Raw genomic sequence first — 13483 nt, forward strand, 5'->3', positions numbered from 1 at the left:
TTCTTAAGTAGTTATGGAATCTGAAAAATACCTAATTCCAAAGGATAAAGAAAGTGCTATCCAATAGTTTTAGCGCTCAGTTCAGTTGACTTGCCCCGAAGTCTTCAAACGATCGACTTTTCCACTTTTGGTCTCGGCAAAATGGGCTACGGGGTAAAATGCTTTTGGAATTTCATATTTAGCCAAACCGTCCAATTTTGCGACTTGTTCTTGAATATTGCTTAATTCTGATTCTGATTCATAAAACAACACCGCTTTTTGCCCAAGTTTCCCATCGGGTATCCCTATAACAAAAATACGCCCTGGAAACAACCGCGCCAGTTTTGCCTCTATCTGTTCGGGAATCAATTTTACGCCACCAGAGTTGATTATGGTATCGAACCTTCCTAACCATTGGAATTTTTCTTCGTTGATCAACTTCACAATATCATTGGTAACGACTTTCTTATTGGTTATCTTGGGGGCATTGATTACCAGGCAATCGCGCTCATCAATCGATACAGTGATATCGGGCAAGGTCTTAAATACCCCTGAAGAATCCCCTAATGGTTTCACGGCAACATGCGTGATGGTTTCCGTCATTCCGTACGTCTCATAACATGCAGTATTGATCAATCGCAATTTTTTTCTGAGGGAATTATTTACAGGTGCCCCACCGATAATCAATTGCTTTACTTTATACAAAACTTCTAAACTATTTTGAACTTGCATTGGTACCATGGCACAAAAGTCATATGTGGTGCTGTTTGCCAATAATGGTGTGGCACTGGGTGCGACATAGTCCAATTCCAAACCCAATACCAGAGCCCTTACCAACATCATTTTACCTGCTATAAAATCAGCCGAAAGGCATAAAAGGCTTGAATTACCCGGTTTCAAGTTGAAGAACGCACCCGTGGCCAATGCAGAGTTGACCATATGCGCTTTTTGAAGTGGTATTTGCTTTGGCCTACCAGTAGAGCCAGAGGTTTTCACTGTAATTTCAGGGGAGGGATTCAACCACTCCAATAAAAAATGACCTATCGCGATTTCAAAAGGTGCACCTTCTTTCGTGAGGCTATATGAAAGCCCCGCTAGGGATTTCGCATTGAAATATCGTCCGTTAAGCTTGAACTTCGGATGGATTTTCATCTGCCAAGGCTAAAAATTCATTTTCGTCCATTACCTTTCCGAAGAGACGTTCCTTCCAATTTTCCCATTTATATTTCTTACCCAATATGAAAAGAAGTATTGGAAAGACGATAAAAACGGGTATCAAGACATCCCACCCCAGAGCAGGTTCTGAAATGTCCTTAAAAATGGAATCCGTTTGAAACGCGGTCCAGTCGGCCGTGACCAATAAAGCGGTGATAAGGTTGTTCGCCGCATGAAAACCAAGGGCAAGTTCCAAACCTTCATCCATAAGGGTCATTATACCTAAAAAGAAGCCGGTTCCGATATAGTAGACCATTATTCCATACCCTAATTTTTCCACTTCGGGATTGGCAATATGCATTAGGCCAAAAAGTATGGAAGTTACGAACAACGGAACCCATCTGTTTTTTGCCAACAAGCCGATACCTTGCATCATATGGCCCCGAAACAGGTATTCTTCAAAGCTGGTCTGCAGGGGTATCAATAAAATTGCGATTACCGCTAAAATCAAAAACTTACTTACATCGAAATTAAGAACATAATCATCAGGTGAACCATACACATCGATCAAAGTAAAAGCAATGGTGATGGCGGACCAAAGGGAGAAGACGAACAAGACCCGTTTCCAATCGATTTTCTTTCTTGAGGTCGTTAAAGAAGTAATCGATTGTTGGTGTACCAAAATGGTCCATCCCAAAACCACAAAAAGACCTGCTACCAAAGGGGCCAAAAGTAGTACCAAAACAGTAGGAGAGCCCCACTGATCGATCATTTGGGCCATGGCATCCTCTACATTTACCGGCGATAATAGTGTAGCTACATAATTTAATGCCATGAATGCCAAAAATGCAGTGGGAATAATGAAAAACTTCCATAAGCCAAACTTCCCCTTATAACCCTGTTCTATATACATAAATCTTCGATTAAGTCTTGTTGCCAAGATAGTTCATTTCTATAAAATAGATTGCCTTCGGCAACGGCCAGTGGACTTTCAAAATTATTGGTATATAAACTACCGGTACCCAAACCTTGCGGCATTTGATTGTTCAATGTAAATGTCCATTGTGCTATGGAATTCAGCCCAATATTACTTTCAAGGGCACTTGTTACCCACCAGCCGACACCAAATCCTTCAGCCAAGTTTATCCATTCTTTGCTTGATTTGAAACCACCCACTAAACTTGGTTTCAGAATAATGTATTGTGGTCGAATGGTCTCTAGTACATCGCTTTTTTTTGTTAGGTCAGAAACGCCTATTAATTCTTCATCCAAGGCTATCGGTAAGGGTGAACGTTGGCAAAGTTCCTTCATTTTTGTCCAATTCCGCGGTTTGATGGGCTGCTCGATGGAGTGCAAATCGTAAGTGGAGAGCATTCTCAATTTTTCCAATGCATTTTCTACAGAAAATGCACCATTCGCATCAACCCTTAGTTCAATCTCATCTTTGGAGAACCTGTTTCTAATAGCATTCAAAAGCTTTAATTCTGCATCAAAGTCAATGGCCCCTATCTTCATTTTAAGGCACTTAAAGCCCTGAAGCAACTTATCTTCAATTTGTTGTAGCATGAAATCTTCGCTGCCCATCCATATCAGACCATTGATTTCAATTGGTATTTCTTTATGCGTAAAATCAGACGGAAATAAAATAAAGGGATTTCTAGATCGTAAGGACAAAAATGCCTGTTCTAAACCAAATTGTATGGATGGAAACCCTACAAGTCTTTCCAATAATTTGTCAAGCCCCAGATGGATATTGTCAACCCCCCATTTCAAGTATTTTTCATAATCATCACGATCATCAATACTCAACCCCCGTAAGATTCCACATTCACCGATGCCCACGTCTTCACCATCTTGCATAATGATGAACCAGGTCTCTTTTTTGGTCAAAGTACCCCGCGAGGTTCCACTCGGTCGTTTAAAGTCAAGAACATACTTCTTGTAAGTTGCTTTCATGCTTGGTAAAATTAGCCATATTTTTATCTTAAAATAATTGGAATGGAAAAATTAAAGGGTAAGGTAATTTGGATTACGGGAGCCTCGTCAGGAATCGGTGAAGAACTTGCCTATCAACTGAGTAGTAAAGGTGCCAAACTTATACTTTCGGCAAGAAGGGCAAACCTCTTAGAAAAAACCAAGGCTAACTGCACCTTTAAAAATGATGTTGCGATTCTTCCCTTCGACCTTAGACAATTTGATAAAGCAGCGGAAACAGCCGCTAAAGCTTGGGCCTGTTTTGGCTCAATAGATATGCTCATCAACAATGCTGGCGTAAGTCAGCGCTCATTAATAGCTGAAACCAAATTTCAAGTATATAAGGATATTATGGACATTGACTATTTAGGAACGGTTGCACTAAGTAAGGCGTTACTACCTCGGTTTATAGCACGACAATCAGGTCATTTTGTGGTCGTGAGCAGTCTTATGGGTAGGTTTTCATCCCCGTATCGATCCGGCTATTGCGCGGCAAAGCATGCGCTACATGGCTTTTTTGATTCGCTGCGTATGGAACACGAAAAAGACGGTATTGCCGTTACCATGGTCTGCCCCGGATTCGTAAACACCAATATAGCCCATAACGCACTGACCGAAGATGGTTCAGAACAAGGCACCAATGATAATGCGACGAAAAACGGGATGTCAACACAGAAATTTTGCATGAAAATGCTAAGGGCGATTGAAAGAAAAAAATTCGAGGTATACATCGGGGGAAAAGAGGTGCAAGGTATTTATCTAAAGCGCTTCTTCCCTAAGCTACTGCACCGACTGGTCTTACGTAGTGAAGTACGTTGACCTATTTAAAATTGAACCAAAAACGGACCCCTTCATTTGTTTTTTCTACATTCAGTTTAGACTGCAACTGATTCACCAGTCTATTGATCAATCGAAGACCCATTGATGAGTTGGTACGCTCATCGGTATCCTCTGGCAAGCCAACTCCATTATCGGCATATTCAAAATAGCCTTGTTCGCCATTCTTTCTAAGATGAATGTATATTTTACCGTTTTCATCACTCTCTGGAAAAGCATATTTGAACGTATTTGAAACCAATTCATTCAAAATAAGTCCGAAAGGTATTGCCCTATCGATATCAAGTTCCGTACCCTCGGCATCAACAGTAATACTTATGTTATGACCTCCCTTTTTGTATACTGATTGTACACTGTTAATCAAACTCTCAATATAACCCTGCATTTCAATTACCGATAAATCATCGTTTTGATATAGCTTTTGATGTATCAGTGCCATAGCCTTCACCCTACTTTTCCCTTCTTCAAGAGCAACTATTGCGGCCTTGCTTTTTGTGTTTCTGGTCTGCAGGCTCAATAGACTGGAAACCATTTGAAGGTTATTCTTTACCCTATGGTGTATCTCTTTCAACAAAGATTCTTTTTCTTTCAGGGAATTCTCAATGAAATGTTTTTGCTCAGCTATCAACCGTTGGTTTTTAATACTTTTCAGATAGGCATATACCAAGCCCGCAAAACCCAATAAGATAAACACCAACGAAATGTACACTAGAAAGATACGTTCGTCCTTAGCCTGTATTTCGCTTCTAAATTTTTCGTTGGCCAATTTTTGTTCGTTTATCAATTTTCTCGAGTTCTCTAAATCCGACGTACCTACTATCGCAACCAGTTGTTGTTTTAAGATTGAAAGCTCATTGGCTTTTATGGAATCGGAGATATGCTCATTGCGTTTGTAGTATTGTGAAGCACTCTGGTAGTTTTCAATTTTATCATAATACGAAGCCAAAAGCCTGTTCTTCTTAAGTTCTTGTTGTACCGTTACATTTTGATACGGACTTTCTAACAGCCTTTTTGCCGTTTTGTTATTGTCAAGTTGTAAATGGGCCTCTGCCAAGTTCAACGTGTTGTCGGTTATTTGTTCATTGAACTTTCCGTTGTTGTATTCAGAAAGTACCTCTATACTTTCCTTTAAATAGGGTAAGGCCTCAATATAATTTTTGAGCATTACATGGCACTTTCCGATATTACCGGCTATCTCGGCTTTTAAAAATTCCGTTTCGAATAACTCAATTTCGGTTTTTGGTTTGCTAATGTCATTGATAAATACCTCTAAGAAGCCATTTGCCTTGTTATACTCAGTAATGGCAGTGGCCGAGGATTTATCCATTCTTAAATAGTCGCCTACCTTATTATGGTGTTTCGCGAGTGCCAAATGATCATTGTCGGGTATTGTTGGTTTTACAGCTAAAATATATTCTTTCATTGCCTTACGATACAAGCCCATATTGGCATAGATATCATAAAAATTAACCCCTTCAGAAATACCTAAAGCCGTTTTCTGTTCACGTATCTCGATTTGCTTATCATACATCTGAAGCCTACCGTAATTGTCATCCAATAAATTTAGGATCAACGTATTCAGTTCTATGTCCAAACTATCCTTATCCTTAAAAGCCTCTTTTGCAATTGCAATACTCTTATCATGGTCTCCAATATCATGATATAGTTGTGCTTGCATCAACTTATAAGAACTGATTGCCAAAGAATCGCTTCTTTTCTCTGAAGAACTTAAATATACGTTTACGACTTCAAGCCAATCGTAGGCAGAATCATCGACATATCTATTTTGGGTGGTAAAAAAAAGTTTAAGTTTTTGTTGAGAGTCCTGGGCTTCTTGAAATTGTTCCAAAATACCGATATTCAGGCTATCGGCATATTGGGCATATATACTTACGGGGCTACACCATAGTAGTATAAACAATAGTAAGAGGTGAATTCTTTTTGACATTAGCCAGAATATCTTTCTTTTAAAAATAGGTATAGGGCATACCACCTTGTATGCTACTTCATCAAATTTAATAGGATCAAACCTGTGTCCTTAATTTTTGTTGTCAACTCACAGCACTTCGTGGTAAAAACTCTTAAAACACATTAACAATCTGGTTTTCAGGCCTTAAAAAATTAAGTGCTTTGTCAATAAAAAAGACCGTACATCGATAGTACAGTCTTTTTTAAACAACATTTTAGGTGATAAGATTTGGGTTGTTTCTTTTCACTTCATCAAAAGTAAATTGAATCTAATCTTGAATTCTAAATATGTTGTGAAAGTCACTTTTTTTGTTGTGAAAATCGAATCGCACCACATCAAAACCCACTTTATCGGTGTTTTCTGCATTTCATGGAGCAGGTATCCATTTTATGGCGCCATAAAACCCTTTTAAAGGAGACAGTACCCTATTTGCTGGTTCAAAACCATCAATAAAAAAAGCCATACAGATGAAGTATGGCTTTTTTTATTGGTGATGATAGTTTGTATCAGGAGTTCATGGAAGAAATAATAAACTCCTTAAAATCTTTTGAAATGGGAATCAGGGTATTATTTATCATAATATCCTTTGAATTAATGGCATCGATATGATCGACATTTACGATATATGATTTATGAGCCCGATAAAATTTATTCTTGGGAAGTTTCTCAAGATAGTCCTTTAGAGGAGAACGCACTAAGAATTTTTTGTCAACGGTATTCACCTCCAAATACACGTTGTCGGCTTTTATGAACTGAATGTCACCAAACTGAATGCGATAATAAAGATGTTGCTTTTTGACGAAAATCGAGTCTTTCAATACGGAATTGGACATGAAGCTATCTCCCTCGTTACCGGCAATTTCCTTACTCTCAGATTTCTTGGCATAATTGAAGTTCGACAAGGCAATCTCAATTGAGGTATATAAATCTTGTTGCTCAAAAGGTTTTACCAAATATCCATCTGGTTTTACCGTTTTTGCATTTTCTACGGTAGCCTTATCTGAATTTGAGGTTACAAAAATGAAGGGAATGTTATAGGCATCCCTAATATGCTTGCCCAAATCAATACCGGTCTTATCAGATGCTAGAATGATATCGATTAGTACCAAGTCTACATGGTTATTTTTGAGCACCTCAACGGCCTGCTCATAAACAATGACGTTATCTACAACTTCGTAACCAATTTCTTCCAACATGGACTGCATATCATCAGCTATAATGACGTTGTCCTCTACAATGAGAATTTTAATGGGGTGTTCCAAAATATAATTGGGTTTAGATAGTTTTAACACTCAAAACTACAAAAAATAATTAACTGTGATGTACTGGCAAAAAGCTATGGCAAAAGTACTTAATGCCAATTTTTTCAATTCGGGATCCAATGATTTAGGTTGATCCGTGTTTAGCACCTTGATAAAATGTATGGATACCGGAATGAAGAAAACAAGGTACGACCACCCAAGCAGTGTGTTCATTTTCAAAAATGTAAAGACAATAAAACATAAGAAACCTATACCCAACAATGCATAATGATATCGTTTTCCATTTCGGAATCCCATCTTTACGATCAACGTATTTTTACCATGCTTTTTATCAGAAAGTACGTCTCTAAGGTTATTTAGGTTCAAGACGCCTACACATAGCATACCTATACCGATCGCGGGTAAAAAATCCATGGTGCTTATGGATAAGGTATACAAGAATTTACTACCTAAAACCGCTACTAAGCCAAAAAACAAAAAAACGAAAAGGTCACCAAAACCTTGATAACCGTACGGGGATTTACCCATGGTATACTTTAAAGCGGCCCAAATACTGATTATGCCAAGCATCAAAAAAACCAGTACATACGGCAAACGGTCCATACCAAAAGCCATTATTACCAAGAATATCGTCAGCACCAAACTTATCGAAGAGCTAATAAAAATACCGACCAAAAGCTCTGACCGGGTAAGACTTCCGCTCTGAAGGGCACGCTGCGGGCCTACCCTATCATCGTTATCGGTACCCTTGACCCCATCACCGTAGTCATTTGCAAAATTTGATGTTATCTGAAAAAAGATAGTCGTAAGAAGTGCCAATATAAACACGAGGTCATTTGTATACCCTTCGTAATTGGCCAAAGCGGTACCTACCAAGATGCCTGAAATGGATAAGGGCAATGTTCTTAATCTAGCAGCACTAAGCCACGCTTTGAGCTTATTCAATTGCTATTGTTAATAGGATGCCTCAATCTTAAGTCGCTTTCCGTCTTTGTAAGATGCCACGAAAGCATCGGAGAAACCCATCTGCACCAATTGCTTACGAAAGGTTTGTGCTTCTTCCAACGTTTCGAAGTTACCTAGGGAATAGGCGTAAAAAGGATTTGTTTTAACGAATAGCGTATTGGTCAGGGATTCAGAAGCCAAGGTGGCATTATTCTCAACAAATGACTTTACCTGAACGGAATAAATCTTCTCTTTTTCAAGAAATTCTTTAGCCAAGTAGAACTCTTTGACCAAACTCAATTCTTGGTTCTGGGTCTTTAGGTTGTCTATTCTTGCCCTAAAGGTGTCTAGACTGTCGACGACCTCCGCCAAGGTTTCTTGCCCCCTAAAATTATTGGAAGTGCGTAAGCCCGAAAAAAAGGACCAAAGGCCAAAAACCCCAAGTAAGATTACGGTCGTTACACCTCCCAAAATATTTCTTTGGATTTTAATTTTTCGTAAATCCTTGTTCTTGTACTTTATCTGGTCGAGCAGGCGCTCATTGATAATCTGTGATTTTTCGATATCCTTATGAAGGTCCAACAAATCATTTTCTTCAATAAAAGGCATATTCCTTAGGATTAAAATTATCTTAACTATGATGTTAAAGAAATAGCTTTCAGTAAGTTGTATATCGGGACGTTACAAAAATAAAGTTTTTGTCGATACAAAAAAACATACCTCGTTGAAAACGCCCAAACTTCGATTAACAGTTTACCGCCTCAATTGTTGATAAGACGGATACCATCTTCTTGAATCGTTATTTTTCGGTCCTTATATAATACGCCGACTCCTTTTTTAAAGGCCTTTTTACTAAGCTGTAATTTCCTTTTGATTTCTTCAGGTAATGATTTGTCATGTAAGGGTAAGAATCCATCTTCTTCCAACAGTTTTTTATAGATCAAAGAAGCCGTGGCATCCAACATTTTGCTCCCTAAAGCTTGTAGTGAAATATCAATCTTTTTGTCTTCTCGTATTCTTTTGATATACCCCTTAAGTGTATCACCTATGGCGATCGGTCTAAATACCTCATCAAAAAACAAGAGTCCTTTATGTTTATGCCCAATGATGACCTCCCAACCCAATTCGGTTTTGCGACTGACCAATATTTCTACTTCATCATTGTATTTAACGCTGATTTCCTCATTGCTTAAGAATTTGTCTATCTTGCTTGAGGCAGTCAATCTAAAGCTTTGCTCGTCTAAATAACAATATACGACGTACCACCTGCCCGCTTCCATTTTAACACGCTGTTCGCGATACGGAACGAATAAGTGTTTTTCGAGCCCCCAATCTAAAAATGCGCCTATGCTATTTACCTCGACAACCTTCAAAAAAGCAAAAGAGTTTCTGATAATAAATGGCTTGAGTGTAGTTGAGACCGGTCTTTCTTGTGAATCTAAATAACAAAAGACAGTTAGCTTTTCATCAAGCTTTACATTTTCTGGAACATATTTATTCGGCAACAAAATTTCCGTACCGTCGTCATCTTCCAAAAACACCCCGACGCTAGTACTTCTATTTACCGTAAGTTCATTATAATTACCCAATTGTATCATATGGCAAAAGTAAGGTAAAAAAAAACCGCCTTTAATGCATAAAGACGGCTATATTGATTCAATGGTATCGTTTTAGTTATAAACCGATTCTTTACCGAAATGCTTTGCCAATTGATAGTAAATGACAGCCCTATGTTTGTTTTTATTAGAGCGACCATATTTATCTATGACCGAATTTATCGCCTCCATCAGCTTAGGGCTATCGGCCATTCCTAATTTTTTGATCAAAAAATTATTCTTTACCGTTTCGAGTTCTTTGTCATCACCCCCAGAAACTTTGGAAGCATCCAAATTGTAGATTGCAGGCCCAAGACCTACAGCCACCTTGGTCAGTAGATCCATATCTGGGTTTTCACCGAACTTGTCCTTAATATCAGCAGCGTACTTTTCTATTAATTCATCTCTTTTACTCATAATTGCTAGTGTTCTTTAGTAAATATTAGTTTATATGCCCTAAGATATAAAATCAAAATAACCAAGCAAAATTTTGCTATTTATTCTACGAGGGGTGAAAACCTCGAGTATTTTTGGTTTTTCAGAAGAATGATAAAAAGTGGTCAGACTTTTTTTCAATGATTCCACATCATCGGCAGATCTGTATTCGAACCCGTATTGTTGGCTCAAATGAAAGGCATTTTGGTTTTGCACCGTTTCAAAATAAGTCTCAAAACTTTCAGATTCATCATTACCTGGCAGTATACGAAATATACCGCCCCCAGAATTGTTAATCAATATGATCCTGAAATCCTTTTTTATATAATTATTCCACAGGGCGTTACTATCATAGAAAAAACTTAGGTCGCCGGTTATCAATACCGTTTGCGCATGTTCATAAAAAGATGCCCCGACCGCAGTTGATGTAGACCCATCTATGCCACTAGTGCCTCGATTACAAAAGACCTTCAATGATGGGTGTAAATCGAATAATTGTGCATACCTGACCGTTGAGCTATTGGCCAAATGTAGTTGACGGTCTTCGGGAATTGTTTTCAACAACTGATAAAAAACCAAGTAATCTGAAAATGGCACCTCTTTTAAATAGCTTTGCCTTTTCAGTTGATACCCCAACTTAACCTTGTTCCAAGTATCAAAATAATCACTGGTTATTTGTCTATTCGAACCCTCGGAAAATAAAACATTCAAAAAGTTATTCGCAGTGGTTTTAAAATGTTCGGACAGCGAAAAATAAGTGTCATAAGCACGATTTTCCGATATATGCCAGTGATGCCCAGGTTGATACTTTCGCAAAAAGACCTTTATTTTCTTTGATACCACCAATCCGCCAAAGGTCAATAACACATCCGGCCGTAGCATATTGAAAAGGGTATCACGACGTTCCGATTTCTCAATGGGAAAAATAATACTGTCGATACTTGGAAAAAAATTTGGGTGATGCAGATTTGATGTGGTTTCAGTAAAAACGATAACCGAGGGGTCATTCGCCAAAATATCCAATAACCGTTGATCTACTTGATTGGGATGGTTTACCCCGACCAATACCATTTTCTTTTTAGCAGAAGCCCAAATTGATTTAAAGCCGTTCATTTCCTCTTTTTTGAAGTCACTTTTTAGGACCTTTTCAGGAAAATAGGCTTTACCCTTTTCGCGTATCGCTATGGTATCATATAAGGGCTCTTCGAAAGGAACATTGATATGGATGGGGATATTCTTTTTAAACATCCTATCAAACGCCTTGTTCAATTCTTGGGTATTGTAGTCATCGATTTCGGTCTGGGAAGTTTCCAACAAATCGGGCGCATATTTACTCAATCTTTCCACGGCATGTTCAACATCTATTTTAAGATTTGCCGAGTAAGCGATATGACGGTCAAAAACATGGTCTTGCCTAATCGTCTGGCCATCACCGACATCAATTTTATAGGGTGGCCTATCAGCGGATATCACCACAAGTGGAATAGCACTATAAAAAGCTTCAGCCACTGCGGGATAGTAATTTAACAAGGCACTACCAGAAGTACATAAAACTGCAACGGGGCTTCGCTGTTGTTGTGCCATACCAAGGGCGAAAAAAGCTGCCGAACGCTCATCTACAATACTGAAACAGGTGAAAAATGAATCTTCGGTGAAGCTTATGGTCAGTGGGGCGTTTCTTGAACCAGGTGAGATTATGATCTGTTTTACACCTCTTTCTTTTAAGCTTGACACTACGGCTCTTGCAGATGGAATGCTTGATTGCTTCATGCCCCACAAAAATACGCACTGCGCAAATGAAAAACGAATCTTTCGACGGTAAGATTATAATAATGACCGCATGGTCTTACTTTTGTTCTCGGTTTCCATCCATTCTTTTTCTGGGTTGGAATCTTTTGTGATTCCGCCACCGACATAGATAAAAACTTCATTGTGTTCGATCTGCATACATCTTAAATTAACATACAAGTCGGCAGCACCGGTTTCAGATAAATTCAACTCCCCTAAAAAACCAGTGTAATACGTTCGGTCATATCCCTCGTGCCCTAAGATGAATTTTTTAGCTTCTTGCGTTGGAAGCCCACAAACAGCTGGGGTCGGGTGAATTTTTGAAACGACTTGCCTTAAATTGGCACCCAATGGTAAATTGGCATGGATATCTGTCTTTAAATGCCATAATTGACCTGCCCTTACCGATTTCGTTTCTGATACCTTTACCTCAGAGACTTCATTCTTAAGTTGATCGAGCAAATAATCGGTGACCATTTTTTGCTCTTCCAGTTCTTTTTGTGACCAATCCGGATTTTTATCAGGCTCAACGGCAAGGGTACCTGCTAGGGATGTAGTTTTCATACGGTTACCCCTAACGTGCAAGAGGCGCTCGGGGGTCGCCCCCACCCACATTCCAACTTTAGGATGGTACCATAAATAACAGAAAGCATTCGGATAAGCTTCTAAAGCCCTCAAAAAAATCGGCACGCCTTCTTCAAAAGTCTTTACGCTGATTTTTCTTGATAAGACTATTTTTTTTACCACACCTTTTTTAATAAGGGATATTCCCTTTTTCACCAAATTCATATGATCGTGTTTGCCTTTTTCGGAAGCAAATACTTCTGTACGATGTGAAACCCCAAATTTCCCTGAAGTAGCTTCAAAATGGTTATCAGTAGGTATCAAAAGTGTGGCTTGTTGATTATCAAAAGGTGAAAAGACAAAACCACTTTCAGAAAAATCGTGGGTATGGTGAAGCACATCGTTATCTTGAAACAAACCCATTATGTTCAAAGTATTGGGGTGACGATAGACCACAAATGGTAAAGCAGCTTTTTTTTGTGTATCAACAGTTGCTAATAGCTCGTCAAGCTTAACTCTTTTTGGGTAACGCAATGGTAGTCAATTTACAGTTAGAGACTAGCTCGCCAAGCTCATTGGTGACTTTAATTTCCCAAAGTTGTGTTGTACGCCCTTTATGGATAATAGCGGCCCTAGCGTAGACATAGCCTTCTTTGATACTTTTTACATGATTTGCCGAGATTTCTATCCCCCGCACATAAAACTCGTTACCATCAAGAAATATATACGATGCGGCACTGCCAACACTCTCTGCCAGAGCAGCTGTAGCCCCACCGTGCAAAACACCATCAGGCTGGTAGACCCTAGAGTTGACCGGCATTTTTGCGATTAAGAAATTTTCACCGACATCAATATACTCTATGGCTAAAGTCTCCATCAATGTACCTTTACATATCTGATTGCAGACAGCCAAAATTTTTTCTTTATGGGTTTCCATGGCAAGTTTTTGTAAAATTACATATTCCACATTCAAAAAATAG

At 38.7% G+C, this 13483-nt stretch carries 13 protein-coding genes; 1 reads left to right on the forward strand and 12 read right to left on the reverse strand.

The window, feature by feature from the left end; all coding sequences use genetic code 11:
• Nucleotides 1-81: 81 nt before the first annotated feature.
• The 3 genes from AACM45_RS03965 to AACM45_RS03975 are packed head-to-tail and all read right to left on the reverse strand — an operon-like array spanning nucleotide 82 to nucleotide 3090.
• Complete coding sequence (locus AACM45_RS03965) at nucleotides 82-1131, reverse strand: AMP-binding protein (protein ID WP_339140919.1); 1050 nt, start codon at nucleotides 1129-1131, stop codon at nucleotides 82-84.
• Entirely contained in the window at nucleotides 1103-2047 is a 945-nt protein-coding gene (locus AACM45_RS03970; protein ID WP_339140920.1) for a CPBP family intramembrane glutamic endopeptidase, read from the reverse strand. Before AACM45_RS03970 ends, AACM45_RS03965 begins: the two co-directional genes overlap by 29 nt.
• Nucleotides 2038-3090: an o-succinylbenzoate synthase gene (locus AACM45_RS03975; RefSeq protein WP_339140921.1), complete on the reverse strand. Its 1053-nt coding sequence runs from the start codon at nucleotides 3088-3090 to the stop codon at nucleotides 2038-2040. Before AACM45_RS03975 ends, AACM45_RS03970 begins: the two co-directional genes overlap by 10 nt.
• A 42-nt stretch (nucleotides 3091-3132) precedes the next feature.
• Here AACM45_RS03975 and AACM45_RS03980 point away from each other — a divergent pair, with 42 nt between their 5' ends.
• A complete protein-coding gene (locus AACM45_RS03980) occupies nucleotides 3133-3927 on the forward strand; it encodes an SDR family oxidoreductase (protein WP_339140922.1) in 795 nt (264 codons plus the stop codon).
• 1 nt (nucleotide 3928) lies between these two features.
• On the opposite strand, the gene AACM45_RS03985 is transcribed toward AACM45_RS03980, so the two are convergent.
• The 9 genes from AACM45_RS03985 to AACM45_RS04025 form a co-directional block, all read right to left on the reverse strand.
• Nucleotides 3929-5893 carry a histidine kinase dimerization/phosphoacceptor domain -containing protein gene (locus AACM45_RS03985; RefSeq protein WP_339140923.1) on the reverse strand — a complete coding sequence of 655 codons (1965 nt, stop codon included), beginning with the start codon at nucleotides 5891-5893 and terminating at the stop codon, nucleotides 3929-3931.
• Between the two features lie 527 nt (nucleotides 5894-6420).
• Entirely contained in the window at nucleotides 6421-7176 is a 756-nt protein-coding gene (locus AACM45_RS03990) for a LytR/AlgR family response regulator transcription factor (protein WP_339140924.1), read from the reverse strand.
• Between the two features lie 36 nt (nucleotides 7177-7212).
• Nucleotides 7213-8121 (reverse strand): 1,4-dihydroxy-2-naphthoate octaprenyltransferase, encoded by a 909-nt coding sequence (gene menA, locus AACM45_RS03995; protein ID WP_339140925.1) that lies wholly within the window; start codon nucleotides 8119-8121, stop codon nucleotides 7213-7215.
• Between the two features lie 9 nt (nucleotides 8122-8130).
• Entirely contained in the window at nucleotides 8131-8730 is a 600-nt protein-coding gene (locus AACM45_RS04000; protein ID WP_339140926.1) for an SPOR domain-containing protein, read from the reverse strand.
• Between the two features lie 152 nt (nucleotides 8731-8882).
• Nucleotides 8883-9719, reverse strand: a complete 837-nt coding sequence (locus tag AACM45_RS04005; RefSeq protein ID WP_339140927.1) for a CvfB family protein — start codon at nucleotides 9717-9719, stop codon at nucleotides 8883-8885.
• A gap of 72 nt (nucleotides 9720-9791) precedes the next feature.
• Complete coding sequence (locus AACM45_RS04010) at nucleotides 9792-10133, reverse strand: DUF2853 family protein (protein WP_339140928.1); 342 nt, start codon at nucleotides 10131-10133, stop codon at nucleotides 9792-9794.
• Nucleotides 10134-10172: 39 nt separating this feature from the next.
• On the reverse strand, nucleotides 10173-11921 hold the full coding sequence (gene menD, locus AACM45_RS04015; RefSeq protein WP_339140929.1) for a 2-succinyl-5-enolpyruvyl-6-hydroxy-3-cyclohexene-1-carboxylic-acid synthase: 1749 nt from the start codon (nucleotides 11919-11921) through the stop codon (nucleotides 10173-10175).
• Between the two features lie 54 nt (nucleotides 11922-11975).
• The gene (locus AACM45_RS04020; RefSeq protein ID WP_339140931.1) at nucleotides 11976-13037 is read right to left on the reverse strand and encodes a chorismate-binding protein; all 1062 of its coding nucleotides are present in this window, start codon (nucleotides 13035-13037) and stop codon (nucleotides 11976-11978) included.
• On the reverse strand, nucleotides 13015-13440 hold the full coding sequence (locus tag AACM45_RS04025; protein ID WP_339141184.1) for a PaaI family thioesterase: 426 nt from the start codon (nucleotides 13438-13440) through the stop codon (nucleotides 13015-13017). The genes AACM45_RS04020 and AACM45_RS04025 overlap by 23 nt, the downstream gene beginning before the upstream one ends.
• Nucleotides 13441-13483: the final 43 nt, after the last annotated feature.

The sequence above is a fragment of the Croceitalea sp. MTPC5 genome, assembly GCF_036985505.1.
Lineage (GTDB): Bacteria > Bacteroidota > Bacteroidia > Flavobacteriales > Flavobacteriaceae > Croceitalea.